At 65.4% G+C, this 26,163-nt stretch carries 32 protein-coding genes; 10 read left to right on the top strand and 22 right to left on the bottom strand.

All coding sequences use genetic code 11. The features are described 5' to 3' along the window. Positions 1-234: 234 nt before the first annotated feature. Positions 235-690: a hypothetical protein gene (locus V6M50_RS18570; RefSeq protein WP_332820068.1), complete on the top strand. Its 456-nt coding sequence runs from the start codon at positions 235-237 to the stop codon at positions 688-690. Positions 691-695: 5 nt separating this feature from the next. After that, positions 696-1,511, top strand: a complete 816-nt coding sequence (locus V6M50_RS18565) for a ferredoxin--NADP reductase (protein ID WP_332820067.1) — start codon at positions 696-698, stop codon at positions 1,509-1,511. A 153-nt stretch (positions 1,512-1,664) separates the two neighbouring features. On the opposite strand, the gene V6M50_RS18560 is transcribed toward V6M50_RS18565, so the two are convergent. Continuing rightward, positions 1,665-3,077 (bottom strand): M20/M25/M40 family metallo-hydrolase, encoded by a 1,413-nt coding sequence (locus V6M50_RS18560; RefSeq protein ID WP_332820066.1) that lies wholly within the window; start codon positions 3,075-3,077, stop codon positions 1,665-1,667. 125 nt (positions 3,078-3,202) lie between these two features. On the opposite strand from V6M50_RS18560, the gene V6M50_RS18555 reads away from it, so the two are divergent. Genes V6M50_RS18555 through V6M50_RS18545 form a run of 3 tightly spaced genes read left to right on the top strand, consistent with a single transcriptional unit; the run spans position 3,203 to position 5,036 of the window. Further along, on the top strand, positions 3,203-3,835 hold the full coding sequence (locus V6M50_RS18555; protein ID WP_332820065.1) for a lysophospholipid acyltransferase family protein: 633 nt from the start codon (positions 3,203-3,205) through the stop codon (positions 3,833-3,835). Continuing rightward, on the top strand, positions 3,832-4,644 hold the full coding sequence (locus V6M50_RS18550) for a DUF1295 domain-containing protein (RefSeq protein WP_332820064.1): 813 nt from the start codon (positions 3,832-3,834) through the stop codon (positions 4,642-4,644). The genes V6M50_RS18555 and V6M50_RS18550 overlap by 4 nt, the downstream gene beginning before the upstream one ends. After that, positions 4,623-5,036, top strand: coding sequence for a ribose-phosphate pyrophosphokinase (locus V6M50_RS18545; protein ID WP_332820063.1), 414 nt, complete (start codon positions 4,623-4,625; stop codon positions 5,034-5,036). Before V6M50_RS18550 ends, V6M50_RS18545 begins: the two co-directional genes overlap by 22 nt. A 49-nt stretch (positions 5,037-5,085) precedes the next feature. On the opposite strand, the gene V6M50_RS18540 is transcribed toward V6M50_RS18545, so the two are convergent. The 3 genes from V6M50_RS18540 to V6M50_RS18530 form a co-directional block, all read right to left on the bottom strand. Beyond that, on the bottom strand, positions 5,086-5,508 hold the full coding sequence (locus V6M50_RS18540; RefSeq protein WP_332820062.1) for a GFA family protein: 423 nt from the start codon (positions 5,506-5,508) through the stop codon (positions 5,086-5,088). A gap of 108 nt (positions 5,509-5,616) precedes the next feature. Further along, positions 5,617-6,669: an alpha/beta hydrolase family protein gene (locus V6M50_RS18535; RefSeq protein ID WP_332820061.1), complete on the bottom strand. Its 1,053-nt coding sequence runs from the start codon at positions 6,667-6,669 to the stop codon at positions 5,617-5,619. Between the two features lie 18 nt (positions 6,670-6,687). Continuing rightward, positions 6,688-7,617 (bottom strand): isopenicillin N synthase family dioxygenase, encoded by a 930-nt coding sequence (locus V6M50_RS18530; protein ID WP_332820060.1) that lies wholly within the window; start codon positions 7,615-7,617, stop codon positions 6,688-6,690. Between the two features lie 122 nt (positions 7,618-7,739). On the opposite strand from V6M50_RS18530, the gene V6M50_RS18525 reads away from it, so the two are divergent. After that, positions 7,740-8,165, top strand: coding sequence for an EVE domain-containing protein (locus tag V6M50_RS18525; protein ID WP_332820059.1), 426 nt, complete (start codon positions 7,740-7,742; stop codon positions 8,163-8,165). 42 nt (positions 8,166-8,207) lie between these two features. Here the strand turns inward: V6M50_RS18525 and V6M50_RS18520 are convergent, their stop codons facing one another. The 8 genes from V6M50_RS18520 to V6M50_RS18485 all read right to left on the bottom strand — a co-directional run bounded on the left by V6M50_RS18520 (position 8,208) and on the right by V6M50_RS18485 (position 12,808). Then, positions 8,208-8,531: a PilZ domain-containing protein gene (locus V6M50_RS18520; protein WP_332820058.1), complete on the bottom strand. Its 324-nt coding sequence runs from the start codon at positions 8,529-8,531 to the stop codon at positions 8,208-8,210. A gap of 88 nt (positions 8,532-8,619) precedes the next feature. Continuing rightward, on the bottom strand, positions 8,620-9,210 hold the full coding sequence (locus V6M50_RS18515) for an SOS response-associated peptidase (protein ID WP_332820057.1): 591 nt from the start codon (positions 9,208-9,210) through the stop codon (positions 8,620-8,622). Positions 9,211-9,266: 56 nt separating this feature from the next. Then, the gene (locus V6M50_RS18510) at positions 9,267-9,440 is read right to left on the bottom strand and encodes a hypothetical protein (protein ID WP_332820056.1); all 174 of its coding nucleotides are present in this window, start codon (positions 9,438-9,440) and stop codon (positions 9,267-9,269) included. 57 nt (positions 9,441-9,497) lie between these two features. Beyond that, positions 9,498-9,899 (bottom strand): alternative ribosome rescue aminoacyl-tRNA hydrolase ArfB, encoded by a 402-nt coding sequence (gene arfB / locus V6M50_RS18505; RefSeq protein ID WP_332820055.1) that lies wholly within the window; start codon positions 9,897-9,899, stop codon positions 9,498-9,500. After that, positions 9,892-10,575 carry an RluA family pseudouridine synthase gene (locus V6M50_RS18500; RefSeq protein WP_332820054.1) on the bottom strand — a complete coding sequence of 228 codons (684 nt, stop codon included), beginning with the start codon at positions 10,573-10,575 and terminating at the stop codon, positions 9,892-9,894. The genes arfB and V6M50_RS18500 overlap by 8 nt, the downstream gene beginning before the upstream one ends. A 24-nt stretch (positions 10,576-10,599) precedes the next feature. Next, a complete protein-coding gene (locus tag V6M50_RS18495; RefSeq protein WP_332820053.1) occupies positions 10,600-11,400 on the bottom strand; it encodes a DODA-type extradiol aromatic ring-opening family dioxygenase in 801 nt (266 codons plus the stop codon). Between the two features lie 4 nt (positions 11,401-11,404). Then, positions 11,405-12,001: an FMN-dependent NADH-azoreductase gene (locus V6M50_RS18490; RefSeq protein WP_332820052.1), complete on the bottom strand. Its 597-nt coding sequence runs from the start codon at positions 11,999-12,001 to the stop codon at positions 11,405-11,407. A 111-nt stretch (positions 12,002-12,112) separates the two neighbouring features. Further along, on the bottom strand, positions 12,113-12,808 hold the full coding sequence (locus V6M50_RS18485; RefSeq protein WP_332820051.1) for a pirin family protein: 696 nt from the start codon (positions 12,806-12,808) through the stop codon (positions 12,113-12,115). 139 nt (positions 12,809-12,947) lie between these two features. Between V6M50_RS18485 and V6M50_RS18480 the strand changes: the two genes are divergently transcribed. Both V6M50_RS18480 and ctrA read left to right on the top strand, forming a co-directional pair. Further along, positions 12,948-13,865, top strand: coding sequence for a LysR family transcriptional regulator (locus tag V6M50_RS18480; RefSeq protein ID WP_332820050.1), 918 nt, complete (start codon positions 12,948-12,950; stop codon positions 13,863-13,865). A gap of 195 nt (positions 13,866-14,060) precedes the next feature. After that, positions 14,061-14,768 carry a response regulator transcription factor CtrA gene (ctrA, locus tag V6M50_RS18475; protein ID WP_167919339.1) on the top strand — a complete coding sequence of 236 codons (708 nt, stop codon included), beginning with the start codon at positions 14,061-14,063 and terminating at the stop codon, positions 14,766-14,768. Positions 14,769-15,000: 232 nt separating this feature from the next. On the opposite strand, the gene V6M50_RS18470 is transcribed toward ctrA, so the two are convergent. The 6 genes from V6M50_RS18470 to V6M50_RS18445 form a co-directional block, all read right to left on the bottom strand. Then, positions 15,001-15,453: a PilZ domain-containing protein gene (locus tag V6M50_RS18470; RefSeq protein ID WP_332820049.1), complete on the bottom strand. Its 453-nt coding sequence runs from the start codon at positions 15,451-15,453 to the stop codon at positions 15,001-15,003. 198 nt (positions 15,454-15,651) lie between these two features. Next, the gene (locus V6M50_RS18465) at positions 15,652-16,188 is read right to left on the bottom strand and encodes a hypothetical protein (protein WP_332820048.1); all 537 of its coding nucleotides are present in this window, start codon (positions 16,186-16,188) and stop codon (positions 15,652-15,654) included. Between the two features lie 315 nt (positions 16,189-16,503). Then, positions 16,504-17,043, bottom strand: a complete 540-nt coding sequence (locus V6M50_RS18460) for a hypothetical protein (RefSeq protein ID WP_332820047.1) — start codon at positions 17,041-17,043, stop codon at positions 16,504-16,506. Positions 17,044-17,235: 192 nt separating this feature from the next. After that, on the bottom strand, positions 17,236-18,117 hold the full coding sequence (locus tag V6M50_RS18455) for a glycine zipper 2TM domain-containing protein (protein WP_332820046.1): 882 nt from the start codon (positions 18,115-18,117) through the stop codon (positions 17,236-17,238). Positions 18,118-18,332: 215 nt separating this feature from the next. Then, positions 18,333-18,821, bottom strand: a complete 489-nt coding sequence (locus V6M50_RS18450; protein ID WP_332820045.1) for a GAF domain-containing protein — start codon at positions 18,819-18,821, stop codon at positions 18,333-18,335. 202 nt (positions 18,822-19,023) lie between these two features. Continuing rightward, entirely contained in the window at positions 19,024-21,183 is a 2,160-nt protein-coding gene (locus tag V6M50_RS18445; RefSeq protein WP_332820044.1) for a prolyl oligopeptidase family serine peptidase, read from the bottom strand. 345 nt (positions 21,184-21,528) lie between these two features. On the opposite strand from V6M50_RS18445, the gene V6M50_RS18440 reads away from it, so the two are divergent. Next, complete coding sequence (locus V6M50_RS18440; RefSeq protein WP_332820043.1) at positions 21,529-21,837, top strand: hypothetical protein; 309 nt, start codon at positions 21,529-21,531, stop codon at positions 21,835-21,837. Positions 21,838-21,840: 3 nt separating this feature from the next. After that, entirely contained in the window at positions 21,841-22,875 is a 1,035-nt protein-coding gene (locus tag V6M50_RS18435) for a radical SAM protein (protein WP_332820042.1), read from the top strand. A 22-nt stretch (positions 22,876-22,897) separates the two neighbouring features. Here the strand turns inward: V6M50_RS18435 and V6M50_RS18430 are convergent, their stop codons facing one another. The 4 genes from V6M50_RS18430 to rplQ all read right to left on the bottom strand — a co-directional run bounded on the left by V6M50_RS18430 (position 22,898) and on the right by rplQ (position 26,046). Further along, on the bottom strand, positions 22,898-24,058 hold the full coding sequence (locus tag V6M50_RS18430) for a saccharopine dehydrogenase family protein (protein ID WP_332820041.1): 1,161 nt from the start codon (positions 24,056-24,058) through the stop codon (positions 22,898-22,900). Further along, complete coding sequence (locus V6M50_RS18425; RefSeq protein WP_332820040.1) at positions 24,051-24,731, bottom strand: DUF4166 domain-containing protein; 681 nt, start codon at positions 24,729-24,731, stop codon at positions 24,051-24,053. Before V6M50_RS18425 ends, V6M50_RS18430 begins: the two co-directional genes overlap by 8 nt. 10 nt (positions 24,732-24,741) lie before the next feature. Next, on the bottom strand, positions 24,742-25,317 hold the full coding sequence (locus V6M50_RS18420) for a GbsR/MarR family transcriptional regulator (RefSeq protein ID WP_332820039.1): 576 nt from the start codon (positions 25,315-25,317) through the stop codon (positions 24,742-24,744). A gap of 306 nt (positions 25,318-25,623) precedes the next feature. Beyond that, the gene (gene rplQ / locus V6M50_RS18415) at positions 25,624-26,046 is read right to left on the bottom strand and encodes a 50S ribosomal protein L17 (protein ID WP_332820038.1); all 423 of its coding nucleotides are present in this window, start codon (positions 26,044-26,046) and stop codon (positions 25,624-25,626) included. Positions 26,047-26,163: the final 117 nt, after the last annotated feature.

Genomic DNA, 26,163 nt, shown 5'->3' with positions numbered 1-26,163 from the left:
GAGGCTTGTCAGCTTGCTGGCTAGCCGCAGCGGGGTGGGCATGGTCGCCACGTCGCTGCCCACCCCCGACCCCTCCCGCAAGCGGGAGGGGAGAATGATGGCCGCTAACGGTCGTTAGCCGCCATCGCCTCAACGACGCCGAATCATACCTCATAGAAATTCTAAATTGCAAATGACTCGCAATAACATATAAGCCCACCGGCGCCGCAACCTCGCGCGCTGGAAAGGGAAGCGATGTACGCCTTTGTCGACCGCCCGGTGGAAAACCTCTGCAACAGCGGGCGCTTTCTGCTCTGGGCGATGCGCGGGTGGGTTGCCGCCGCCGAGCGCGGCCAATGTCCGCCGCGACGACTGCGCCGGGGCTTCGCCGCGGTCGATGCCGCAGGCGCGCTGCCCGACTTCCACGTCGCGATGGCGCTGCTCGGCAGCGACGCCACCCAAACGCTGTGGCTCGCGCCGATGCCCTGTCGGCAGGTTTCAGAGCATGAAGCAATTCTGCTTGGACTTTGGCGCGATTTTTCGCTGGAAGGCGCCAGCACAACCGCACGCGCGACGCTGGCCTTGCTGGCCGAGGAAGAAAGCGTCGGCCCGATCGCTAACGCGATGCGCGCTGCGGTCGGCCAATTGGTCGCGGCGGGATTCGATATGTCGGCCCTCGCGGCCGGCACCGTGAAACACCAGGAAAGTTGATAGTGATGAGTGACCGTATTGCCGAAGCCGCCAAGCTGGCCCCCTCCGCCTCGCTGACCGTCGAGGAGGTGCGCTCGGTGCGCCACTGGAACGAGCATCTGTTCAGCTTCACGATCACGCGGCCGCCGAGCTTCCGCTTCCGCTCGGGCGAATTCGTGATGATCGGCCTGCCGGGCGAAGGCCGCCCGCTGCTGCGCGCTTACTCGATCGCCAGCCCCGCCTATGCCGACGAACTCGAATTCCTGTCGATCAAGGTTCCCGACGGTCCGCTGACCTCGCGGCTGCAGAAAATCCAGCCGGGCGATCCGGTCTATCTCGGGCGCAAGCCGACGGGCACGCTCGTCGCCGATGCGCTGCTGCCCGGCCAGCGGCTGTTCCTGCTCTCGACCGGCACGGGCCTTGCGCCCTTCCTCAGCCTCGCGCGCGATCCCGACATTTACGAACGCTTCAGCCAGATCCAGCTCGTCCATTGTGTGCGGCAGGTCAGCGACCTCGCCTTCCGCGACGAGCTCGAAAGCCAGCTCGCGGGCGACCCGCTGGTGCAGGACCAGGCGCTACTGCAGTTTCATTACCTGCCGACGGTGACGCGCCAGCCCTTCCGGACCGAAGGACGCATCGACGCGCTGATCGACGGCGGCCGCCTGTTCGGCCATCCGCTCACGGGCCCCGCGCATTTCGATCCCGCGATCGACCGCATCATGATGTGCGGCAGCATGGCGATGATCCGCGACCTCGAGGCCCGTTTCGAGGCGCTGGGCTTCAAGGAAGGATCGAACGCCGCGCCCGGCGACTTCGTGATCGAGCGCGCGTTCGTGGGTTAGTTTCGACTTAGCCTCGCACGCCGAATAACATCGTCGCCCCCGCGAAGGCGGGGGCCGCAGTCGGCCTGATGCAGCGCCGGAGGTTTAAGCCGCCAGCGGCCCCCGCCTTCGCGGGGGCGACGACCTAAAAAGCAAGCCGGCGACAAAGCCCCGCTAGGGTTTATCCGCATACGCCTTCACCAGATCGAACATATAGTCGCGCCCGACATAGACCGAGCGCACTTCCATCCTTTCGTTCAGGCCGTGCGCGCCATTGCCGTCGGGGTCGCCCCACATGCCGGGAATGCCATAGGTCGGGATGCCGACCGCGCCGAGGAAGGTCGCATCGGTATAGCCGTTCGCCATCGACGGGATGACCTTCAGCCCCGGCCAATATTTGTCGACGAGCTTTTGCATCGGCCCGATGATCTTCGGGTCGAGCGGCGGTGCGGGCGGGGCGGGGCGTTTCGGCGGCAGCTGGGTGATCGTGACGCCCGGATCGCCGATCACCTTGCCGAGCTCGTCGCGGATCGATTCGATGCTGTGCCCGGGAAAGATGCGGCAGTTGATGTTCGCCCCGGCGCGTTGCGGCAGTGCGTTCGGCGCATGTCCGCCGTCGAGCAGCGTCGCGACGCAGGTCGTGCGAAGATTGCTGTGGAGGAAGGGGTCCTTGCCCACGATCGCTTCGGCGTCCTTGTCGGCCAGGTTCTTTGCAAGCGCGACCATCGCCTTGCCCGTCGCGTCGCCGCGCGCCGCGCCCGCTTCGGCAAAGAAGCGCCGCGTCGTGTCGGTCATCTCGACCGGGAAATCATGGTCGCCGATCCTGGTGAGCGCCCGCGCGAGCTGGTAGATCGCGTTGGCGGGCACCGGCGCCGAACTGTGTCCGCCGGGATTCCTCGTCTCCAGCCGGAAGTTGGCAAAAGTCTTTTCGCCGACCTGCACCGACTGGCCGAGCACCTTGCCTTTCCCGTCGCTGTCGCCGCCGCCGCCTTCGTTCAATGCGAATTCGGCGTCGATCAGGTCGCGCTTGTTCGCGGCGAGCCATTCGACCCCGTTGAAGGCGCCATTGGTTTCTTCGCCGCAGGTCAGCGCGACCTTCACCGTGCGTTTCGGCTTATAGCCTTCCTGTTTGAAGCGGATCAGCGTGTCGACCCACACCGCCGCCTGCGCCTTGTCGTCGGCGGTGCCGCGGCCATAGAAATAGCCGTCTTCCTCGACCATCTTGAACGGATCGCGCTCCCAATCCGCGCGCTTCGCCTCGACGACGTCGATATGCGCGACGAGCAGGATCGGCTTCGCGGTCTTCGACGTGCCCGGATAGATCGCGACGAGGCCGCCTTCCTTGGGCTTCTCGGGGGTCGCGAACAGGGTGAGCTGGCTGTCGGCGAAACCCGCGGCTTTCAGCCGCATCGCCATGCGTTCGGCGGCAAGGGTGCAGCTGCCCGACGACAGCGTCGTGTTGGTTTCGACGAGCTCGCGGTAGAGGTCGCGGAACGCCAGCTGGTCGGGGCGCGGCTGCGTTTCGGCAGCGATCGCGGGCGCCGCGAACAGCAAGGCGGACGTCAGCAGTGCGGACAGTGTCTTCATCAAATCGTCTCCCCGTTTCGGGCGGTGAAGGGAGCAGAAAGACGGGGCGGCGGCAAGCCGCGATGCACGGCCCCTTGCGTCGCGAAGGGCTTTCGCGCAATCCGGGATGAGGGAGAGGAGCTAGCGTGACGTCGATAGAGGATGACCCGCCGGGGCTGGTGGCGCGCGCGGTGCGCCGCCTGCTCCTCCTGTTATACCGGATGCGCGGCTGGAAAGCGGTCGGGGTCGTTCCCGAACCGCGGCGCTTCATCATCATCGCCGCGCCGCACACCAGCAACTGGGATTTCGTCAATTTCCTCGGCCTGACCGCCGACCTTCGGGTCCGGCCCCATTTCATGGGCAAACTGTCGCTGTTCCGCTGGCCGCTCGCGGGCTTCATGAAACAGATGGGCGGCATCCCCGTCGACCGAAGGGGCGGGACCAATGTCGTGCAGCAGATGGTGGGCGAGTTCGCGCGCCGCACCGAATTCATGCTCACCGTCGCGCCCGAGGGGACGCGCGGCAAGGCGAAAAAATGGCGCACCGGATTCTACCAGATCGCGCTCGCGGCGAAGGTGCCGCTGGTCGTCGGGATGATGGATTATGGCACCAAGACCGGCGGACTTGGCCCGCTGATCTGGCCCACGGGCGATTTCCGCGCCGATATGGCGAAGGTGCTCGAGGTTTATAAAAACTGCGTTCCCAAATTCCCCGAGCGTGCGGTTCGCTCGATCGATGATATAGTCGGCGGCGATGACGAACCGGAAACGCGCGTATGAGTGATGCCCTTTGGTTGCTTGCGATCAATTTCGCGGGGCTGGTCGCGGTGATCCTGCTGTTGTGGGGCACCGCGACGCTGATCCGCGACGTGTCGTTCATCGACGCCTTCTGGGCGTTCGGCATGGTGCTGCTCGCCTGGGCTGCGGCGTGGCAGGCGGGCATGGAGGCGCCGCACGCGAAATGGCTGCTTGGTCTGACGACGCTGTGGGGGTTGCGGCTCGGGATCCATCTGGGGCTGCGCTGGGCGCGGCATGGCGAAGATCCGCGCTATGCGAAAATCCTCGCCAAGACGATGGAGAAGCGGAAGTGGAGCTGGGCCAAGACCGCGCTGTTGATGGTCTTCCTGACGCAGGCGCCACTGCTCTTCATCACCTGCCTGCCCGCGCAGATCGGCATCCAGGCAAGCGCGGCCAGTCCGGCTCCGCTGGGGATCATGGGCTGGATCGGCGCGGCGGCGGCGCTGGCAGGCATCGCATTTGAAACCATCGGCGACGCGCAGCTCGACCGGTTCCGAAAAGACCCCGCGAACAAGGGCAAGGTGCTCGACACCGGCCTCTGGCGCTACACGCGCCATCCCAATTATTTCGGCGACGCGCTGACCTGGTGGGGCATCTGGCTCGTCGTCGCCGATCTGGGCTGGGCGCCCGCGCTCGCGAGTATCGTCGGGCCGGTCTTCCTGACCTTCACCCTCACCCAATGGTCGGGCAAGGCGCTGCTCGAAAAGGGGCTGCACAAGACGCGGCCCCAATATGCCGACTATGCCCAGCGCACCTCCGGATTCGTCCCATGGCCGCCAAAGGCGCTCTAGACGGGGGCCTAGGCGACGAGGCGAGTGCCGCCGACGTCGGCGCGCTCGGCGACGCGCCGCGCATCCGCGCGATCCTGACCGCGGCGGCGCGCGAGGGGCGCAGCGTCAGCTATTCCGAACTGCTCGGCGACTTGGGTTTCCGATTCACGCGGCCCAAGATGCGCGCGGTGTGCAAGACGCTGGGCGAGGTCGACCGGCTGTGCGCGCTGGACGGCGAGCCCGACCTCGCGGTGCTGGTGGTGCGCGAGAGCGACCGGCTGCCGGGACAGGGCTGGTGGGTCGACGGCACGGCGCTGTTGCTGGGCTATGACGGGCCGTGGGAGGGCGCGGCGGCGGCGCGGTTTATCCGCGAGCAGCAGCAGCTGGCGTTCGATTTTTGGAAGAACCGTTAGGTCGTATCCGACCGGTACGGTAACGAAGCAAGCCACGCCAGACCTTGCTCTATTCGGTAACCTGCTCATCCGAGCCGCCGAACGCGCCGGGGAAATCTCGGAATTTGGGCAGTCCGTCCTTCATCGGCAGTACCGTCTCGGCGTAGTTGATGTGCAACCCCGGCGTGAAAGCGAGCGTGGGCAGGGTGGCCGAGAAGACATCGACGACGCCGAGTCCCGGATGATCGGTCATCAAATGGCCGCCGCACTGGTTGCAATATTTGCGGCTGCTGCCCGGCGTTTTGTTGAAGGTTGCGATGTGGTCGGCGCCGTCGGTAATCGTGACATTCTCCGGCTTCCACAGGGTGAAACCGTTCACCGGGCCGCCTGACCACGATCGGCATGAGCCGCAGTGGCAATAGCCCATCCCTTCGGGTTCACCCAAAACCGTCAGCTTCACCGCGCCACAGAAACATCCGCCCTCATAGGACATGACCGCCTCCTGCAAGAAGACGTTCAGCATAGCATATTGCAGCCCAATTCTTGAATCCGAACTCGCGCCGTCGTCCTGCGCGGATGTAGCCCGTCAGATCGCCAGCGGTCAGTTTCCAACCAATCCCTGCGCGGCAAGCCAACTCGACAACAGCGCGAAATATTCGGGCGAATCGGGCCGCTCGGTGCCGTCATGCTTGGGATCGAGCGAAGTTTTGAGGTCGGCCGACATTTCCATCGCATGATCCGCGCCCGCGATCACATGGACCTGCATCTTCGGCATACGCGCCGCGGCGCCCTTCAATCGCTGTGCCGAATCGGCGACCGGTACGACCGCGTCGTCGGCGCCGTAGAGGACGAGCGTCGGCACCGTGACCGCCTCGAGGTTCTTGAGCGGGTCATTCTCGATCTCCTTGCGCCAGCCGGAGACTTCGCGGTCGCGGAAGGTTTCGCCCATGTAGAGATATTTGAACCACGGCTTGGTCTTGATGCTGTCGAGCTTCGCCTGCGCATCGGTGCGGCTGACCGTGCCGCGCATATAATTGTCGACGGCCTTTCGCGCCGCGACCATCTGGTCGATGTCGGCCTGCGAATAGCCATTGGCTTTCAGATGGTTCGTCGAGGAAAAGATCATCTGGACGTCAGCGGTGACCACCGGCGCCGACACGGCGATGACGAAGGCGATATCGGGGCTTCGCGACGCGGCGAGCGGCGAAATCCAGCCGCCCTGGCTCAGCCCCCAGGTTCCGATACGCCGCGGATCGATGCGCGGATCGGTTTTCAGATGCTTCACGGCAGCGATCGCGTCGTCGGCGAGGACCGCAAAATTGCCCCCGGCGTCTTTCGAACCCGACTGGCCCGATCCGCGCCGGTCATAGGTAAAGACCGCGATGCCGAGCGCGGGCAGGATCACCTTCAGATGATCATAGAGCGACGCCGCGCGCAGCGGCGACGACGCGCTGTGCGTCACGACGATCGCCGCGACCGGCTTGCGGCTAGCGGGCATATAGAGCGTTCCAGAAAGCTCGACATCGCCGCTCGTGAACCGGCGATCCTCGGTCACAACCTCAGTCGTGGCAGGCGCGCTCCATGGCAGGCTGGGCGGCTTTTCCGCCGCCGTAGCGGGCTGAAGCGAACCGAGGCTCGCCAGGAGCGCGAACAAGCCAGCGGCCCTGCGCATTTACTTCTTGAGCCCGATCTCGCGCAGCCGCTCCTGCAGATACTCGTCCGCGGTGATCGGGTCGGGATAGAGGTTCGGATGCGACGCATCGATGCAGCTTGCGAGCGTCTCGATCGGATAGTCCGAACGGAAGTGGAGGAAGAAGGGCATCGAATAGCGTGCGACGCTCGCGCGGCCCGCGTCGGGGTTGCGGACGCGGTGGGTGGTCGAGGGCAGCTTGTTGTTGGTGAGGCGCTGCAGCATGTCGCCGACATTGACCGCCATCGCGCCGGGCGGCGGCGAGACGGGAAGCCAGCTGCCGTCCTTGTCGAGGATTTCAAGACCCGCCTCTTCGGCGCCGAGCAGCAGCGTGATCGTGTTGATATCCTCATGCGCCTCGGCGCGGATGCCCTTGGCGGGCGCTTCGACAGGGGGATAATGGAGCAGGCGCATCACGCTGTTGCCGTCGGCCACCGTGTCGTCGAAGAAATCGGGGGCGAGGCCGAGGTAGCGTGCGATGCCCGAGAGGAGCCGGCCGCCGACGCGGTCGAACTCGGCGAACAGCTTGTCGTAAGCGGTGCGAAAGCCATCGATCTCGGCGGGCCAGACATTGTTCGGCTGCTGCGCGGCGAGGCGGTGGCCCGCGGGCAGGTCGCGGCCGACGTGCCAGAATTCCTTGAGGTCGACTTCTTTCGCGCCTTTGGCGATTTCGGTCCCGAACGGGGTGTAGCCGCGCGCGCCGCCGCCGCCGGCGATATGATAGGCGCGCTTGTTTTCTTCTGGCAGCGCGAAAAACGCTTTCGCCTTGTCCCACGCTTCGTCGATCAGCGTGGGGTCGATGCCATGGTCGGTGATCATCGCAAAGCCGAAGCGTTCGAACGAGGCGCCGAAGTCCTTGGCGAACTGGTCGGCGGGAAGCGACATCGAAATGGTCGGAACGGCGGCGGTCATATTGTCATCCATCCTGGGCGGGGCTTAAGCCTCCGCGACTCTGCTTTCGCATGTAGGGCCGTCGGTGGTGCAGGGAAAGAGGCTCGCTCTTTTCAAACCGGCGATGCTTGCTAAGAGAGCGCATGGCAAAATCATATTGGCTGATGAAATCCGAACCCGACGCCTATGCGTGGGACCAGCTCGTGCACGACGGCACCGGCATCTGGGACGGCGTGCGCAACCACACCGCGAAGCTCAACATGATGGCGATGAAGGTCGGCGACGAAGCCTTTTTCTATCACAGCAATATCGGCAAGGAATGCGTCGGGATCATGAAGATCACCGAGACCGCCTTTCCCGACCCGACCGCCGAAAAGGGCTCGCCATGGGTCGTGGTGCGCGTCGCCCCCGTCCGCCCGCTCGCCAATCCGGTGACACTCGCGGCGATCAAGGCCGATCCGAAGCTTGCCGACATGGACCTTATTCGCCAGTCGCGGCTGTCGGTCGGGCGCGTCCAGCCTGCAGAGTGGACGCATATCCTGAAAAAGTCGGAAAAGCCCGAGGGCTGAGGCTTTTAAGTCCCTCCTCTGAAGAGGAGGGGTAATTGCAGCCTAGCGCAGCTTCACCTGCAGATGCTTCGCCACCGAGGGGTGGAGCGGGTACAGGAATTCGCAGCCGAAATCATTGCCGTCGGCGCGCCGCACGATCGCTTCGAGCGGCTGCAGTCCGGGCAGGCTCACCCAGACATGCTTGCCGATATTCGGCCGGGAAAACGTAACCATGCGAAAGCCGGTCGAGGACAGATCGAACAGTTCGACATCGAAGGGGTTGAAACCGGGCTCGCGAAACCGCGCGCGCGAGCTTACGGGTGCGCGTTCGGCGCGGCGCGCGGTGGTCGGCGCCCTATTGGCTTCGATGGTGCGATTCCCCAACACTGCTTTGGTCCCAGCGTATAGTCCTTGATTCGCCTGCTTTTAGGGCGCCGTTGGTTACCCCAAAGTGAAGCGATATGGTGAAATTCGCCTATACCGGCGGCGCGTCGCCGACCGTCATCAGCTGGCTGGGATAGGGGACTGCGAGCGCCACGGCGTCGCGCCATTCGCCGCCCAGCCAGGTCGCATAATGGTCGGGATGCAGGATCACCGGCATCGCGGCCGGCTGATAATGTTCGACCAGCCGGTTCGGATCGGTCGTGAGGACGGCGAAGCAAGGCCAATCCTCGCCCTGGCGCTGGATTCCGGCAAAGGCAAAGATCGGCCGCGAGGGCACAGAGAACCAGTGCTGGCGCTTTGCCCCCGCCGGTCCCGACCATAGGGCAAAGGCCGTCGCGGGGATCAGGCAGCGCAGTTCGGCGTGGCGCAGCGTGCCGATCCAGAAGGGGCTCTGGAGGTTGCGGACGGTGGTGACCGGCCGGTCACCCTGCGGCGGCGGCGGGACACCCCATAGTTTCGGGCGAAGGAAGCGGCGCGATCCGCCGCGGCCGTCGCTGACGATGACCGGCGCGGGGCGGCCTGGGGCGACATAGTCGCCGGTCCACGGATCATCCCCGGCCTCGGCGCCGAAAGCCTCAGCGATCGCGCTGGCGGGTGCGTCGAGACGATAGAGGTTGGTCATTGCACCAGTTTGCGGTGCGCACAGCGGCTGTCAATTGCGGCCGCCAGGTTGGGCCGTCATTTGTCCCAAGGCGATTTTTCGCCGCTGTCCCGGCTCTTTTCCGCGCGGATTTCATCGGCAGCGCGATCGGCCGCGACGATTACGCCGGCACCCATCATGCTGCAGCCGACAAAGCCGAGGATGCAGAGGCAGCCGAGGCCCATCAGGACAGATTTCAATATTTCGCTCATTTGCGGCTCCGCTTGCTTGTCGCGGAATATCCTAGCGTCAGATCGTAAAAATGCCGTTTACTCTGTACCTTTTACGCGTCCGCGCATCGATTTTACCGTGCTGCGCGCCTTCTTGCTGTCGACGCGGCGCGCCTTCGCCGCCTTGCTCGGCTTGGTCTTGATGCGGCGTTCGGGGCGGACCAGCGCGGCATCGACCAGCTCGGACAGCCGCTCGCGCGCATCGGCGCGGTTCGCTTCCTGCGTGCGATAGCGGCGCGCGAGGATGATCAGTTCGCCCTCGGTCGTCATCCGGCTGCCCGCGAGGGTTTTCAACCGCTTATAGGCCTCGGGATCGAGGCCGAGGGCATAGACATTGACGCGCAATTGGCACGCGGTCGCGACCTTGTTGACATTCTGGCCGCCCGGTCCCGTGCCTGCGAGGAATTTTTCGCTGATCGCGCTTTCGGGGATCTCAGCCACGGGTCGGCGACGCTCCCTCCGGCGCCGCGAAGCCCAGCGCGGCGAAGCTGTCGGGGAAGGGCGCCTCGGCAATTATCGACGGCTTGACGTCACGTTTTACCACCAGCCTTTCGGCGTGGAGCAAGGTGCGCGTTTTGGTGCCGCCGCGGCCGTAAACCGGATCGCCGACGAGCGCGAAACCGAGCCCCTCGAGCGCGTGGACGCGCAGCTGATGCGTGCGGCCGGTTTCGGGGCGGAAGCGCAGCAGGCTGCGGCCTTCGACGACCGCCAGCTTTTCCCAATGCGATACCGAGGGCTTGCCTTTCGGGTCGCCGACCATGCGCCAGCCGTCTTCGGCGGTCGACACTTTGGAAAGCGGCAGGTCGATCGTGCCGCTGTCGCCTTCGATCACTCCGTCGACGATTGCGAGATATTGTTTGTCGACCTCGCGGCTTTCGAACGCGCGGGTGAAGCGGCCGTGCGCCTTGGGATTGCGCGCGAGGAGCAGGCAGCCCGAAGTGTCGCGGTCGAGCCGGTGCACCGCCAGCGGCCAGCGTTTGAAGCCGAACTTCAACAGGTCGAGGTGATTTTCAAGGCTGATGCTGCCGTCGCGCGGGGCGTCGACCGGCAGGCCAGCGGGCTTGTCGATGACGAGGGCCTCGCCGTCGAGGAACAGGACACGGTCTGAAAGGAGCATGGCGCGCTATAGGCGGGCCGGCGTTCAGTCGAAAGCGTAAACGTCCATGGCGAGCAGGCCATAGGTGGTGCTGGCGTGCAGCCGCTTGGCCTTGAATGGCGCCCCGCCCGCACCCATTGCCACAAACAACGGCAATATATGGTCGGGGGTCGGGTGATTGTCGCGGCCGTGCGGCGCGCGTTCGACCGCGTGGAGGGCATCGTCGATGGCGCCCGCCGCCATACGATCGGCGACCCAGTCGGTGAAATCGCTGACCCACGCCGGCGCGGGCGCATCGATCGGCAGGCGGGCGGAGAAAAGCGCGCGCAGATTGTGGGTGAGGCTCCCCGATCCGATCACGAGCACGTCCTCGTCGCGGAGCGGCGCGAGCGCCTCGCCGAGCGCAAAATGCCATTCGGGCGAGGCGTTAGAGGCGATCGAGAGCTGGACGACGGGAACGTCGGCGTCTGGGTAGATCAGCGAGAGCGGCACCCATGCGCCGTGATCGAGCCCGCGGTCGGGATCGGCGGTGACGGTCAGGCCGTGGTCCGCGAGAAGCTCGACGATGCGCGCCGCCAGCGCCGGATCGCCCGGCGCGGGATAGCGCATCGCGAACAGCGCGTCGGGAAAGCCGCCGAAGTCGTGGATCGTCGGCGGCGCGGGCGAGGCGGTCACCGTCGCGATGCCGCCCTGATACGCCGCGTCATGATGCGCCGAGACGACAAGGATCGCGCGCGGACGCGGTAAAAGACTACCCAGCCCGGCGAGGAAGGTCCGCGCCGGGCTGGGCTCGAGCGCCATCATCGGCGAGCCATGCGAAACGAAAAGGCTCGGGAGACGGCGCATCGGTTCAGGCTGCCTGCTTCAGTTCGCTGATCGCCGAGGTGGCGCGATTGAGGGCTTCGCCGTCCATCATCTGCTGGTCGGCGGCGATGATCGTGACATCGGTGATGCCGACGAAGCCGAGGACGTGGCGCAGATAGCCGGTGGCGAAATCATAGTCGCTGCCGACGGGGACGCCGCCCGATGCGACAACCAGATAGGCCTTCTTGCCCGTGAGCAGCCCTTCGGGGCCGGCTTCGGTGTAGCGGAAGGTGCGGCGGGCGCGGGCGATCAGGTCGACCCAGGCTTTCAGCGATGCGGGGATCGCGAAGTTGTACACGGGCACACCGATAACGATCGTGTCGGCGGCTTCGAGTTCGCCGATCAGTTCGTCCGAGCCGGCGAGCAGCGCCTTCTGTTCGTCGCTGCGGTCGGCATCGTCGGTGAAATTGGCACCCACCCAGCCTTCGGTCAGCAGCGCGGGCGGGGTGCGCGCGAGGTCGCGGTGGACCACCTTGGCACCGTAACCCTGTTCGATCAGGTGGCTCACAAGCTGGCCCGACAGTTGGCGCGTCGTCGACCCGTCGTTGCGGGCGCTGGCATCGATACGAAGAATATTGGTCATCGAACTACTCCTTGGTTGGTATCGGAGGAAGGGGGGTGCCGCGAGCCGGGGAACTCGCGGCACCGGGTGGGCCGCCGTCAGGGAGGGGGACGTCGGCGACCCGGGGGCTTGTTAGAGGCTGTCCACGAGCACCAGTTCGGCGTCGTCGAGGGCTTCGACCTTGATCGTGCCGACATCGCGGAGCGCGATGCCGTCGCGCGGATCGGCGTTCTCGCCGTTGACGCGGATGCGGCCCTTGGCGGCGACCAGATAGGCGTGGCGCCCGGCTTCGAGGTCATAGGAGACACTCTCGCCAGCATTCACCGTCGCCGCGGCGACGCGGGCGTTAGCGCGGATCGGCAAGGCTTCATCGCCCTCGATCCCGCTCGCCAGCGTCACGAACTGGCCCGACCGGTCGGCCTGCGGAAACTGGCGCGCGCCCCATCCCGGATTGCCGCCGTCGCGGTCGGGCATGATCCAGATCTGGAACAGCGTCGTTTCTTCGTCCTCGAGGTTGAACTCGCTGTGCGTCACGCCGGTCCCGGCGCTCATCACCTGGACGTCGCCCGCCGCGGTGCGGCCGGCGTTGCCCATGCTGTCGCGGTGGGTGATCGCGCCGGTGCGGACATAGGTGATGATTTCCATGTCGCGATGCGGATGCGGGGGGAAGCCCGACTGCGCCGCGATGGCATCGTCGTTCCAGACGCGGATCGCGCCCCAGCCCATCCGGCCTTCGTCATAATAGTTGGCGAAGGAAAAATGGTGGCGGGCATCGAGCCAGCCATGGTTGGCGTGGCCCAGCGTGTCGAATTTACGAATGTCGATCATTGGCCTTGTCCTTTCTTTCATCGCTGCCCTGGAACATCAGTGCCCGGCGGCGCTCGTTTGTTGAGATCAAAATAGGCATTTGGATCGTTTCTGAAATAGCGTAGATGGAAAACCATCGTTTCCATTCAGGAGCTGTTGCGTGGCACTTCCGGACTATGAAGGCTGGGCCTGTTTCGTCGCTGTCGCCGATGGCGGCAGCTTTACCGCAGCGGCGACCGCGCTCGGCCTGTCGAAGGCGAGCGTGTCGAAGGCGGTGACGCGGCTCGAGGCGTCGCTCGGCATCACATTGCTCCACCGCAGTTCGCGCGTCGTGACGGTGTCGACCGCCGGGGCGGGCCTGCTGGGCGAAGCGCGTGCGATGGTCGCGGCGGCGACCGCGGCGACCGAGGCGGCGCGCGGCGACCGCGTCGACCTCGCGGGCCCGATCCGCCTCGCGGCGCCGATGAGCTTCGGGATCAAGGTGCTCGGCCCGCCGCTCGCCGTCTTCCTCGAACGGCATCCGGCGGTCGAGATCGAAGTTCTGCTGAGCGATGCGCGCAACGATCCGGTCGCCGAGGGCATCGACCTGACGCTGCGCATTTCGCCGCTCGCCGATTCCAGCCTGCTCGCGCGCACGATCGCGCCGGTCGCGGCGTCGGTGATCGCCAGCCCCGCCTATCTGGAGAAGCATGGCACGCCGAAACATCCGCTCGAACTATCGGGCCACCGGCTGATCGGTTACGGCCACCGCCAGCGCGCGATGCCGCTGCATTTCCATCGCAAGGGCGAAGAAACGACGGTGCTGCCGACGGGGCCGTTGTTCGCGAACAATGGCGACATCGCGGTGCCGCTGATCGTCGCGGGCGTCGGGATCGCGGTGCTGCCCGACTTCATCGCCGCCGACGAACTCGCGGCGGGCACGGTGGTGCCGATCCTGACCGACTGGTCGCTGCCGCAGTCGCACCTGCATCTGTTGTCGCCGCCGTCGCGGCTGCGCCCGGCGCGCGTGCGCGCGCTTTCGGACCATCTCGTCGACACGCTCAAGATTTCCTGCACCGGTGCGCATCGCGCGCAGTGAAAACCGGATAAGCCAGTGTTGCAAAATGGCCGCGACTCGCGGACTTCTGCGGGTTAAATCAAAATTAACCTTTTCCCTTCATTAGTTTCGTGGTTAATGTTCCGGCAGTCCTGCAACGGGGGTTGGTCGGTGACATCCTTGATGGTCACGCGATCGGTTCGCGGGATTATCGTGGGAACATTCGAGGGGTGCCCAATGCGCGTATTGCTGATCGAGGACGAGCCGACGACCGCGAAAGCGATCGATACGATGCTCACGACCGAGGGCTTCAACGTCTATACCACCGATCTCGGTGAGGAAGGCTTGGACCTGGGTAAGCTCTATGATTACGACATCATCCTGCTCGACCTGAACCTGCCCGACATGCACGGCTATGACGTGCTGAAGAAGCTCCGCACCGCCAAGGTGCAGACGCCGGTGCTGATCCTGTCGGGCATTTCGGAAATGGATTCGAAGGTGCGTTCGTTCGGCTTCGGCGCCGACGATTATGTTACCAAGCCGTTCCACCGCGACGAGCTGGTCGCCCGCATCCATGCGGTCGTCCGCCGGTCGAAGGGCCACAGCCAGAGCGTCATCAAGACCGGCAAGCTGGCGGTCAACCTCGACACCAAGACGGTCGAGGTCGATACGACGCGCGTGCACCTGACCGGCAAGGAATATCAGATGCTCGAGCTGCTCTCGCTTCGCAAGGGCACGACGCTGACCAAGGAAATGTTCCTGAACCACCTTTATGGCGGGATGGACGAGCCCGAACTGAAGATCATCGACGTCTTCATCTGCAAGCTGCGCAAGAAACTCGCGCTCGCCTGCAACGGCGAAAATTATATCGAGACGGTCTGGGGCCGCGGTTATGTGCTTCGTGATATCGACGACGAAGGCAATGAGGTGCGCCGCGTCGCCTGACGCGCCGTACGCCAGGATTTAACCGAGGGAAGCCGGCGCGGAGCGATCCGCGCCGGTTTTCTTTTGCGTCGCAAACGGCAGATTTCGGCCGAGTTTGCGGACGTTGCCATCTCAACCGACGTCACCCCGGGCTTGACCCGGGGCCTGCCTGTCTTGAAGAAAAAGGCGGGTCCCGGATCAAGTCCGGGATGACGAGCAAGCAACGGCCACTCCCTACCCGCTAGCCGACACGCTATTGCGGCTTGCTCGTCCACACACTCCGCCCGAAATGCGCGGGCTTGGCGGCGCCGAGGACGAGTCCTGGCCGGCGCGCGGGCGCTGTCGGCGGCGGAATGATTTCAAAACCGGCGCTATCGTTGGCGGTGGGCGCGTTGCCGCCGAGTGCCGCGCGCAGCCGTGTCGTTTCGACCGGCTTGTCGGTTTCGATGCCGAACCTTTTATCGGCGACCCAGCGGACGGTGCCCAGCATCGGGTCGTGACCCGGAAGAAATACGGTGACCCGCTCGCCGATATGGAGGGCATCGGGCGCCTGGCCACCAAGGCCGGTTTCGGAGACGTTGCGGATGGTCACGTCGAATTGCCCGAGTCGCGAGCAGGCGAGCGCCGCCTTCACCAGTCGCGATTGACGCGGCTGGCGCTTGTCCGAAGAGGCGGAAGAGGCGGGGGAGACCTCGGGATTCGACATGCGCGACTCATCTCTTTCGTCCGATCCCCACGTCGGCCGATGATTATGGTCCCTGTTCAGCCGTAACGGCGGAAGGTAAATTTTCGTATAGCATGCCCGGTAATAATTGCGCTGGTGGCGTCCGCTCGACACAAGCGGCCCGCCGCGTGCCGGGGACACGGGCGGGCCGGAAGTTTTGGATTTCAGGCGGTCGGCGGATCAGCCGAGGCCCGAATATCGGATGTCCTGGACGCGGCCATAACGGATGTCGCAGCTGAACTTGCCCTTGTCGTAATAGCCGCCGCGGCCCCAGCGGTCGCCGTAGCCGTCGCGAACGACGACGCGGCCCTTGACCCTGTAGCCGTCGCGCTTGCGGTCGATGCTCGTCACTTCGGTGACGTCGGTGCGCCCATAGCGGCGGCTGCCGCGTTCGACGGCATTGACGCACTGGCTGACCGCGCTGCGGCTGTTGCCATAGCGGTTATAGTCATAGCCATAGCCATAACGCGGATCGTCATAGCCGCCGCGATAGCGGTCGTCGTAGCGGCGGTCGTAACGGTCATAACGATCATTGTCCGATGCCGACAGGATCGCGGCAAGGCCGCCGATCACGACCGCGCCGGCGATGATTTCGCCCGCGCTGATCCCGTCGCGATCATAGCGATCGCGCGCCATTGCGGGGGTGGCGCCGATCAACATCGCGCCAGCGGTGGCCGCACCAATCGCGGCCTTGGTCAGGTTGGTCTTGATAGCCATGGTTCGGTCTCCTCAAATGCGCAGGCGGCATCTTCGCGGCCTGTTGGAAACCTTTTACCGATTCGGCGGTGACGCGGCCCTGAACCCCCCGCTTATCTGGGGTTCAGACTTGGTTTTGCTGGCGTTCAGCTTTTTTCCTTCTCCCTCGATGGGAGAAGGATACGCAGCCTTGCCGCGAAGCGGCTAGGCGGAGTTGGATGAGGGTGATGGTGCGTCCGGGCACTGCCGTTTCAGGCCGAGGTCGCACCCCCACCGCTGCGACTAGCCAGCAAGCTGGCAAGCCTTGCGGCCTCCCCCGTCAAGGGGGAGGAAGTTTCAGCCGAAGCTGACGTCGACGACGCGGCCATTGCTGTAACTGCAGCCAAAGCTGCGCGCGGCGCCTTCCGCCGTAGAGGCGGTGCCGGTGACGTACCAGCCGCCATTGTTCGGCTGCGTATCGGTGATGCTGTCGACGCGGGCGTCGTCGCCCATCTCGCCCTCGACCGCCCAGCTGCACGCATCGGCGGCGCGCGCCTCGGCTTCGCCATTGCCATAGGGCCGTACGTCGCGGGTTTCCGGGCGTGGCTCGGCTTGCGGTTCGCTGCGGGGGGTGTCGCGCCGCTCGTCGGGATAGGGCGGATCGTAACGATAGTCGGGCGCCCGCTCGCGCTTGTCCTTGCCCACGGAGCTCGCGATCGCGGCGATGGTGCCGATGATCAGCAGGCCGCCGAGCACGTCGCCGGTGCTGATCCGGTCGTGATGGCGATAACCCCAGCCGCCATGATGACGTCCGCGCGCTTCGGCGGGGGCGGCGCTGAGCCCGACCGAGGTCAGGACGATCGCCGCCGCGGTGGTGAGGCTGGTCAATTTACGCATCGAGGAAAACTCCCCTTCGGCGGGCTCAGGATGGTCCAGCCCGCAATGTCCTTGTCCTACGCGCGCGATGCTTTCGCGCCGCTGAACCGTTGCCGCGGCGCGGTGAAGCGAGTCCGGATATGGAAAAGGCCCGCCATCCACCGGGATGACGAGCCTTGGGACCAGATACAGGTGACCAGACCTATCCGGGTATCAGCAGGCGCAGCGCGGCTTGGGTCTCGGCTTCCACTTTTTCTTCGCGACATAGCGTTTCCGCACCGGCACATTTTCATAATAGGTGCGTGTGCTCGTCTCGACCGTTTCGGTCACGATCGGCGCGCCGCTCGTGATGATCGTCGTGACCACGACACCGGGCGTATAAGTGCCATAGCCGTAACCATAGCCGCCATGCTGCCAGGTGGTCGAATAGCCGCCCGGATAGCCGCCCTGGTAATAACCGCCCTGATAATAGCTGCGGCTCGACGCCCATTCCTCGCACTTTTTCCGGTCCGAAGCATTGCCGATCGCCGATCCGGCCAGCGCGCCAAGCCCGCCGCCGATCAGCGTGCCGGCGGTGCGGTTGCCGCGTCCGGCTATGCGGTTGCCGGCGATACCCCCCACGAGTCCGCCGACAACCGCGCCGCCCACTGTGCCCCCCCGGCCACAGCGGCGTTCCATCTCTGCGTCGTAACGCGGGTCGTACCCGCCGCCATAAGCGGGATCATAGGCGGGCGGCGGCGGATAGCCGGCGCCACGGCCCTCGACCGTGCCTTCATAGCTGCCGTCATAGCGGCGGCCGTCGCGCGTTTCATAGGTGCCGTTCCAGGTGCCGGTCCAGCGGCCTTCGGCATCATAACCTTCGACGCGGCGATATTCGGCTTCGCTCGGCACGCGGTCGGGATAGCCGGTATAGACGCGCGCGTCGGGATCGTCGGGATTGCCATAGTCGAGCGACGGGCGCGGATCGTGGCCGAAGGCCGCGCTGGCGGGCAGGCTGGCGGCTGCGCGTGCGTCAGTCATCGGCGCTTCGGCACCGACGCGCCCCGCCAGCAACAACGACCCTGCGGCCACCCCCAACAACACGATCGTACGCATGACAAGCTCCCTGTTCCCCCGGCCTGAACCGATTGGTTAACAGCTTGTTAGCAAAATTAGCATCTTTTCGCGAATCCGTTAACCCTGTCGAATCTGTCCCGATTTGGGGCGCATCTAGTGATCGTCGCCCCCGCGAAGGCGGGGGCCGCTGGAGGGTTCAAGCCAGCGTCGCTGCGCAAGCCGACAGCGGCCCCCGCCTTCGCGGGGGCGACGCGTTATGCTGCGAGCGCGCCCGCGATGCGCGCGACGAGCGCTTCGGCACCCGACTGGTCCGCGGCGGTGAAGCGCGCAGGGATGGGGCTGTCGAGGTCGAGCACCCCGATCAGCCGGTCGTTCGCGATCACCGGCACGACGAGTTCGCTGCGGCTGTCGGCGTCGCACGCGATATGGCCGGGAAAGGCGTGGACATCCTCGACGCGCTGGCTGGCGCGGAGGCGTGCAGCGGCGCCGCACACGCCCTTGTCGAGCGCGATGCGGATGCACGCCGCCTTGCCCTGGAACGGTCCGAGCACCAGTTCCTGCCCGTCGAAACGATAGAAGCCCGCCCAGTTGAGGTCGGGGATCGCCTGCCAGATCAGCGCCGCGACATTCGCCATATTGGCGATGCCGTCGGGCTCGCCCGCGACGAGCGCGGCGGCGGCGTCGCCCACCTCGGCCCACAAGGCGGCTGGCTCGGTGGCGGCGAAGGCGAGGGCGTAGGACATGATGTTCTTTCGGTTCGATGGGGGACGAACGGTCGTCTGGTCGAATGAACTAAATTCCGTTCGTCCTGAGGAGCCATTGAGCTTGTCGAAATGGCGTCTCGAAGGACCAAGCGCCGCGCCAAGTCCTTCGAGACGGGTCTTCGACTTCGCTCAGCCCCCCTCAGGACAAACGGGTTAGATCAAATCCGAAATACCTCCCGACTTATTCGACGTCGAGCCCCGTCCATTTCGCCGCAAAGGCGTATTTGTCGGCCGCCTCGGCGATGATCTTGTCGGTCGGCTTGCCCGATCCGTGGCCGGCGCGCGTTTCGATGCGGATCAGATGCGGTTTGCCGCCGACCTCGGCATGCTGCAGCTGGGCGGTATATTTGAAGCTGTGCCCCGGCACGACGCGGTCGTCGGTGTCGGCGGTCGTCACCAACACCGCCGGATAGGCCGTTCCGTCCTTGATATTATGGTAGGGCGAGTAAGCGAGCAGGTTCTTAAAATCACCTTCCTTCGACGGATAGCCATAATCGTCGGTCCAGTAGCGCCCGGCGGTGAAGCGGTCGAAGCGCAGCATGTCCATCACGCCGACCGCGGGCAGCGCGGCGGCGAACAGGTCGGGGCGCTGGTTGGTTACCGCGCCGACGAGCAGCCCGCCGTTCGACCCGCCCTCGATCGCGACCTGGCCCTTGCCGGCGATCCCTTGCCCGATCAGAAACTCGCCCGCGGCGATGAAATCGTCGAAGACATTCTGTTTCTTGTCGAGCCGGCCGGCGTCGTGCCACGCCTTCCCATATTCGCCGCCGCCGCGCAGGTTGGCGATGGCTAGAACACCGCCCTTGTCGACCCAGGCGAGCCGCGTCGGCGAAAAGGCGGGGGTCATCGAGACGTTGAAGCCGCCATAGCCATAGAGCAATGTCGGCGACCCCTTGCTGCGGTCGAGGCCCTTTTTCATCACCAGGAACATCGGCACTTCGGTGCCGTCCTTCGATTTGTAGAAGCGCTGTTCGACCGAAAAGTCGGCGGGTTTGAAGGTCAGCTTGGGCTCGGCGAAAATCTCGCTCTTTCCGGTCTGGGTGTCGAGGCGGTAGATCGTCGTCGGCCGCGCATAGCTCGAAAATTCATAGAAGGTTTCGGGGTCGCTCGACTTGCCGCCAAAGCCCTTGGCCGAACCGATGTCGGCAAGGCGGATGTTGGCAACGGGTTTGCCGTCGAGCGCGACCATCCGCGCCTCGGACTTTGCATCGCCGAGGTAGGAGAGGATGATGCGATTGCCGACGCGCGAAGCGCCGACCAGCGTCGCGGCATTTTCGCCGACCAGCTGGGTCAGCTCGGTGGGCTTGCGCACATCCATCGACACCACGCGCCCGCGCGGCGCGCCCTTGTTGGTGACGAAGGTGAAGCGCGTGCCCTCGTTGGTCACATATTCCCAGTTGTTCGCATAATCGTCGACCAGCACGATCGGCTTTGCGCCGGGCTTGCCCACCGGATGCAGCGTCAAACCATAGCGCTCGTCGGTTCCCTCGGACGACACGACGAGCAGATATTGGCCGTCGTCGGTGACGATCGCGGCGTTGTTCAGCTTGGGCTTGTCGGGGGTCGCATGGATCAGCACATCGGCGCCCTGCGGCGTGCCGAGCTTGTGGAAATAAACGCTGTGATTTTCGTTGAGCGACTGGAACGCCGCGCCCTTGGCGGGTTCGGGGAAACGCGAATAATAAAAGCCGCTGCCGTCCTTTGCCCAGTCGAGCGCCGAAAATTTGACCCAGCGCACCTCGTCGGACAGGTCCTCGCCGGTCGCGACATCCTTGACGCGGACGATGCGCCAGTCGGTGCCGCCGTCCTGCACCGCATAGAGAAGATGTTTGCCATCCTCCGACGGGTTCCATTCGGCGAGCGCGGTCGCGCCGTCCTTGGCCCAGGCGTTGGGATCGATCAAAACCCGGCCCTCGCCCTTCAGCCCGTCGCGGACATAGAGCACCGGCTGCGGCTGCAGCCCGTCGTTGCGGGTATAGAAATAGCGCGTCCCCGCCTTGCGCGGCAGGCCGAAGCGTTCGTAGTTGTAGAGCTCGGTCATCCGCTTCTTGAAGGTGTCGCGCCCGGGAAGCGTATCGAGATAGGCGTCGGTGACCTTGTTCTGCGCCGCGACCCAGTCGGCGACCTTCGGATTGACGCGCACATCGTCTTCGAGCCAGCGATAGGGATCGGCGACATCGACGCCGAACTGCGGGTCGACCGTGTCGCCGCGCGCCGTGTCGGGATAGGCGAGCGCGGGGGCAGGCGCCGATGCCGCCGCTGCCTCGGCGGCCTGTACTGCTGCCGGGGCCATCGTCAGGGCAACGAGCGCCAACGGCGCGAGCAAGGCTTTACGGGACATGGCAAGGCGATCCTCATCGTTTTCGGAAATTATCGTGCGCCGATATGTAAGGATGGAAAAGTCGGGGGCAAGCGGATTTGATGCCGGTGATGCGGTTCGTGGCGCGGCAGCCCCGCGGTCCGAACCTCGCCGCCGGCCGCTGTGGCCGTTGCCCCCTCTTGGCATGCCATTTGTGCCGCAGTGGGTCAGATATGAACGGGCATTGCGCTGACCAGCCAGAATATGCGGTCCGATCATAGTATTCCGTAGCGTCAAACTTGTTGGGTGCCGCGCTTTCGTTTACGCGAGTCGGCGCAGCCACGGGTCGCCATTGTTCGGGCTGCGTAACCAGAAGGGATCTTCCCGATGAAAGCGACCCACGACCTAGCGACCAAATTTTCGTCTGCGCGTTTCGACAAGGGCCGAATGAAAGCCTTTGCCGACCATGTTGCCAAGATCGAAGCCAGCGGCGACATCCAGATCATCGACATATTGGACAATGGCATCCCGCCGTTCGAGGATCTGGCGACCGTCCATTTCAAGGTCCCGCGCACGAAGATCGGTGGCATCATCGGTGACCTGCTCGGGGCGGGCACGCTCAACCCCAGCGTCATCATCAATGGCATTCCGGCCGAACGGCTGGTCAATGTGCATGTCGCGGTGCGCGGTCACTGACCCTTGGTTGGTGCCATCGCAAGCAAGACGGTTCAGGTTCACCTGAACCGTCGTTGCAACCTCGCCTGCGCGCATTGCTATTCGGCATCGGGACCGCGTGAAACCGAAGAATTGCCGGCACCGGCGCTGATCCGCTTTCTTGGGGAAGCGGCGAACGAAGGCTATGGCGTTGCCGCCTTTTCTGGCGGGGAACCGTTCCTCTACCCCGATTTTGCGGCCGTGCTGGAGGCAGCGAAAGCGCTTGGTTTGCGGCGGCTGGCGGTCACCAACGGCACGGTGCTGACGGATGGGCGCGCCGCGGCGCTGGGGCTCCTCGATCTGGTTGCCGTGAGTGTCGACGGGCGCGAAGCGGTGCACAACCGGATCCGCCGTTCGCCGACCGCCTTCGCCAGGATGTTGAAGGGACTGGATGTCGTTCGCCGCGCCGGGCTTCCTTTCGGGATCGCGCATACGGTTACCCGCGACAGCCTTCCCGATCTCCCGTGGATGGCGGAGTTTGCGGTGGAGCAGGGCGCGCGCATCCTGCAGCTTCACCCGCTCGGCATGGTGGGCGCGGCAAAGGACATGGAGGGCGCCACCGAGGGAAACCTCGAAGGCGCCGGGCTCGACGGCGAGATACTCGCGCGCACCTGGCTGACGGCGCTTGCGTTGCAGGCGGACTATGGCGAGCGGCTGACCATCCATGTCGATCTGTTCAACCGTGCGACGCTTGCCGCGCGCCCCGAACTGGTGGTGCCGGGCGACGGCTTGGAAGAAGGCAATCCATTGCTTTCGGATATTCTCAACCCGCTGGTGGTGATGGCCAACGGCGACCTTAGTCCGATCTGCCACGCGATGGGGCCTGCGCTCCGCTTCGGTCGCCTTGGAGCCGAGCCGCTGCCGCAGATTGCCCGGCGCTTCCGCGCGACGGTGCTCGGCGACCTTCGCGCCTTGTGCCATGGCCTTTGGGAAGAAGTCGTCGCCGACGACGATGGCTGGCCGTATCTCAACTGGTACGAGCTTCTGGAAACCCGCGCGCAACCGCAATTTGCGAGCTGAACAGACCGCGCCTGTTTCTTCGTCAAACGGGGTGATCGGGCCGGTCGAAACCGTCCGCCGCGCGATCTTTCGCAGCGCCGCGGGTCGCAATCCCCAGCGCCGCGAAATCATCGGCAAAATCGGCGAGGGTCAGGATGCCGACGCACGCCCGCGCGCCGGGCGCGGGTGGCTGCCCGGCGCGGAAGCGGCGGAGCAGCGCCAGCGCCGCGAACACCGGGACATGGGGGCCGCGATTGCCGTCGGCGCGCAGCGTCCATTGCGCGCGCGCCGGCCGGCCTTTGTCGTCGAGGCCCGTCACGATCACATCCATCGCCCCGACATCGCTGCCGAAGGGGAGTAGCGGCGCCGCGATCGCCAACAGGGGTCGCGCGGCGGGGCGAAGGCTGGCTATCCATCCCCACCGCACCGGCAGCGCGAGCGCGGCGAGGCCGAGGTGCAGCACGCCGAGTTCGAGCCCCGCGAAAAATTCGGCGCTGCGGCGCGGCAGGTAGCGCTGGACGAGCAGATCCTGGTCGGGGGTGTCGCAGACGCTCGCCCAGCGTTTGCCGACGCCGGGCACCGCCCAGCGGTGTGTCTGTCCCCAACCGGGGACATCGGTCCACGCGCCCTGACGCCACACGCGCACCGGATGCCCGACATAGGACAGGATCGCCTGGACCACCGCGAGCCCACGCGGGGCGCGATTGCCAGGAAAGATGCCGACGCGGATGGCGTCGACCTGCACCCACTGATCGGGCGCGCCGCGGCGGGTCAGCGCATCGATCACGGCGTGCGAGAGCGCGGGGACGCTGCTCGCGCCCGTCGTGACGCTGACCCCCGCCGACATGGCGGCGCTGTCATGCACGCCGATCGCCGCGACAAAGGCGCGCCCGTCGGCAAGATCGATATAATGGATGCCGGCCGCGATCGCCGCTTCGATGACGGTCGGGGTGGAGGTCTGGAAGGGACCGGCGGCGTCGATGACGACATCGTGACCGGCCAGGTCCCCGGCGGCGATGTTCATCCGGTCGACCTGCCGGGCGGGCAATCCGCCGAGCCGGGCGGCCAGCGCATCGAGCTTGCCGCGGCCGCGCGCCGCGAGCGTGAGCGCGATTCCGCGCTCCATCGCGGCGCGTTCGGCAAGGCGGCTGCCGAAGACGCCCGTCGCGCCGATAAGCAGGACGCGGAGCGGCGCGTCAACCATCGCGGAACAGCGCATGCTGGTCGACGAGCATCCCGAACAGCGGGTGCGCGACACGAAGGTCGAACGCGAAGCGGCGGCCGCCGAGGTCGCGGTGCGTCACCTGCGTCGCCCCCGGCGCGAGCCAGCGCGGCAGGCGAAAGCGGACAGGGCCCGCCTGCCAGAAATAATGGTCGGAGGAAAAGATGAGCGCATCGCACTCCGCCCGCACGGTCAGCGCCATGCCGAAGCCGCCGCCGATATGCTCCTCCAGCCCCGTCGTGCCGGCGAATTGCTTCGCGCTGTGGATCACCTGCGGCATCCCGCGCGCGCGGCCATAGATGCGCGTCCACAGCTGCCCACCGCTCGCTCGGTCTTCGCTCACCGCGACGGCCGCGGGAGCGGCCCCGCTTCGATCTGTCGGCAGCGGCGCGCCGATCAGGCGGCAAGCCTGCGCGAGCAGCCAGCCCGCCGCGGACAAGCGCGTCCAGACGATTTCGCCGCTGTAGATCGCGACCCGCTGCCCGCTCAGCCGCTTGGTAAACCGGCGCTGCACATCGTCGGGGAGCGTATCCCATGCGTCGCGGGGAAGCAGGCGGCGAAAGCGATAGTCGTAAAGTGCTTCATCCGCTTCCGTCTGCGACAGGCCCGGGGCAGGGGACTCGAAAGCTTGCCCGGGTTTCGCCATGCCTGCCATCACCCGTCCCCTACCGCTCGTCCCGGCCCTTGCCGGGGCGCCAGTTGATCAGCTTCGTCACCCCGGCGCCCAATTTGATCAGCCGCATCAGCGCGGGCTTGGGCACGCTCAGCATCTCGTCGTGCCAGCGGCTCATCGTGCTCACGAAATCGAGCATGTCGGCGAGGCGCGCCTTCGCCCCCGCGCTGAGCTCGGGGTCGTTCGCCGCCCGCGCAACGCACGCCTTCAGCGCGGCCTCGGCGGGGTCGATCTCGCGTGCCTTGCGGCCTGCCGCGATCCGCGTCACCATCTCCCATATGTCGGTTTCGGCGGCGAAATGGTCGCGCCGGTCGCCCAGCATCGGCACGCGCTGGATCAGCCGCCAGCCGATCAGTTCCTTGATCGAATTGGAGACGTTGGAGCGCGCAAGGCCAAGCATCTCGGCAATCTCTTCGGCATGAAGCGGACGGTCGGAAACGAACAGCAACGCATGGATCTGCGCCACCGACCGGTTGACCCCCCACTGCCCGCCAAGATTGCCCCAATGGAGGATGAACTCGGTCGCTGCCGGGGACAGTTTTAGCGCATGTTCCGATATTTCTGTCATAACAGAAATATCGGATGAAAGCGATCTGGAGTCAAGTGGCGTTACGGGTGGAGAGTCGCCAGCGGGGAATGGCTTCTAACGACCGATAGTAACCGTCGCCCCCGCGAAGGCGGGGGTTGCTGGCCGCCTTACACAGCGGCGAAGGCGTAAACCGACGGCGGCCCTCGCCTTCGCGGGGGCGACGGTTATTTACGACACGGCCAGGGGCCGCTTCCCACCCCTTGGCAGCCATCTAACTCTCCCATGAAAAAGGGCGGCTATCCTCTCGGATGCCGCCCTTGTTTCTCGTGTCACTGAAAGCGCGTTTTACGCGGCTTCGACCTCGTCGTCATACTGCTCGACCGGACCCGAATCCTGGCCCTTGGCATCGACGTCGCGATCGACGAATTCGATGACCGCCATCGGCGCCGCGTCGGAGGCGCGGATGCCGGCCTTGATCACGCGGGTGTAGCCGCCGTTGCGGTCCTTGTAACGCTCGGCAAGGGTGTCGAACAGCTTGACCAGCTGCGTGTCGTCCATCAGGCGGCTCATCGCGAGGCGACGATTGGCGAGGCCACCGCGCTTCGCCAGCGTGACCAGCTTTTCGATATAGGGACGCAGTTCCTTCGCCTTGGCGACGGTCGTCGTGATCTGCTCATGCTTGATGAGCGAGGCCGACATGTTGCGGAACAGGGCCGTGCGATGCGCGCTCGTGCGCTGCAGCTTCCGGCCACCCGATTTATGACGCATAATCCATTCCTTCGTTCGTTAAGGGCCCGTGTGAGGTAGCCCAGACCAGGCCCGCTTGAGGTGGAGCCCTTGACCTTTGTGTTCCCCGGCGAAAGCCGGGGTCCAAGCAGCGTTGCA

The sequence above is a fragment of the Sphingopyxis sp. genome (assembly GCF_036675685.1).
Taxonomy (GTDB): domain Bacteria; phylum Pseudomonadota; class Alphaproteobacteria; order Sphingomonadales; family Sphingomonadaceae; genus Sphingopyxis.
Note: the sequence above shows the minus strand (reverse complement) of the source record. Positions and strands in the feature narration are given on the sequence as shown.

Excerpts from the sequence above, each read along its gene's own strand:
- V6M50_RS18570 (WP_332820068.1), top strand. The coding sequence starts at position 235 with ATGTACGCCTTTGTCGACCGCCCGGTGGAAAACCTCTGCAACAGCGGG.
- V6M50_RS18565 (WP_332820067.1), top strand. The coding sequence starts at position 696 with ATGAGTGACCGTATTGCCGAAGCCGCCAAGCTGGCCCCCTCCGCCTCG.
- V6M50_RS18560 (WP_332820066.1), bottom strand. The coding sequence starts at position 3,077 with ATGAAGACACTGTCCGCACTGCTGACGTCCGCCTTGCTGTTCGCGGCG.
- V6M50_RS18550 (WP_332820064.1), top strand. The coding sequence starts at position 3,832 with ATGAGTGATGCCCTTTGGTTGCTTGCGATCAATTTCGCGGGGCTGGTC.
- V6M50_RS18545 (WP_332820063.1), top strand. The coding sequence starts at position 4,623 with ATGGCCGCCAAAGGCGCTCTAGACGGGGGCCTAGGCGACGAGGCGAGT.
- V6M50_RS18540 (WP_332820062.1), bottom strand. The coding sequence starts at position 5,508 with ATGTCCTATGAGGGCGGATGTTTCTGTGGCGCGGTGAAGCTGACGGTT.
- V6M50_RS18530 (WP_332820060.1), bottom strand. The coding sequence starts at position 7,617 with ATGACCGCCGCCGTTCCGACCATTTCGATGTCGCTTCCCGCCGACCAG.
- V6M50_RS18525 (WP_332820059.1), top strand. The coding sequence starts at position 7,740 with ATGGCAAAATCATATTGGCTGATGAAATCCGAACCCGACGCCTATGCG.
- V6M50_RS18515 (WP_332820057.1), bottom strand. The coding sequence starts at position 9,210 with ATGACCAACCTCTATCGTCTCGACGCACCCGCCAGCGCGATCGCTGAG.
- V6M50_RS18510 (WP_332820056.1), bottom strand. The coding sequence starts at position 9,440 with ATGAGCGAAATATTGAAATCTGTCCTGATGGGCCTCGGCTGCCTCTGC.
- V6M50_RS18500 (WP_332820054.1), bottom strand. The coding sequence starts at position 10,575 with ATGCTCCTTTCAGACCGTGTCCTGTTCCTCGACGGCGAGGCCCTCGTC.
- V6M50_RS18495 (WP_332820053.1), bottom strand. The coding sequence starts at position 11,400 with ATGCGCCGTCTCCCGAGCCTTTTCGTTTCGCATGGCTCGCCGATGATG.
- V6M50_RS18490 (WP_332820052.1), bottom strand. The coding sequence starts at position 12,001 with ATGACCAATATTCTTCGTATCGATGCCAGCGCCCGCAACGACGGGTCG.
- V6M50_RS18485 (WP_332820051.1), bottom strand. The coding sequence starts at position 12,808 with ATGATCGACATTCGTAAATTCGACACGCTGGGCCACGCCAACCATGGC.
- ctrA (WP_167919339.1), top strand. The coding sequence starts at position 14,061 with ATGCGCGTATTGCTGATCGAGGACGAGCCGACGACCGCGAAAGCGATC.
- V6M50_RS18470 (WP_332820049.1), bottom strand. The coding sequence starts at position 15,453 with ATGTCGAATCCCGAGGTCTCCCCCGCCTCTTCCGCCTCTTCGGACAAG.
- V6M50_RS18465 (WP_332820048.1), bottom strand. The coding sequence starts at position 16,188 with ATGGCTATCAAGACCAACCTGACCAAGGCCGCGATTGGTGCGGCCACC.
- V6M50_RS18460 (WP_332820047.1), bottom strand. The coding sequence starts at position 17,043 with ATGCGTAAATTGACCAGCCTCACCACCGCGGCGGCGATCGTCCTGACC.
- V6M50_RS18455 (WP_332820046.1), bottom strand. The coding sequence starts at position 18,117 with ATGCGTACGATCGTGTTGTTGGGGGTGGCCGCAGGGTCGTTGTTGCTG.
- V6M50_RS18450 (WP_332820045.1), bottom strand. The coding sequence starts at position 18,821 with ATGTCCTACGCCCTCGCCTTCGCCGCCACCGAGCCAGCCGCCTTGTGG.
- V6M50_RS18445 (WP_332820044.1), bottom strand. The coding sequence starts at position 21,183 with ATGTCCCGTAAAGCCTTGCTCGCGCCGTTGGCGCTCGTTGCCCTGACG.
- V6M50_RS18440 (WP_332820043.1), top strand. The coding sequence starts at position 21,529 with ATGAAAGCGACCCACGACCTAGCGACCAAATTTTCGTCTGCGCGTTTC.
- V6M50_RS18430 (WP_332820041.1), bottom strand. The coding sequence starts at position 24,058 with ATGGTTGACGCGCCGCTCCGCGTCCTGCTTATCGGCGCGACGGGCGTC.
- V6M50_RS18425 (WP_332820040.1), bottom strand. The coding sequence starts at position 24,731 with ATGGCAGGCATGGCGAAACCCGGGCAAGCTTTCGAGTCCCCTGCCCCG.
- V6M50_RS18420 (WP_332820039.1), bottom strand. The coding sequence starts at position 25,317 with ATGACAGAAATATCGGAACATGCGCTAAAACTGTCCCCGGCAGCGACC.
- rplQ (WP_332820038.1), bottom strand. The coding sequence starts at position 26,046 with ATGCGTCATAAATCGGGTGGCCGGAAGCTGCAGCGCACGAGCGCGCAT.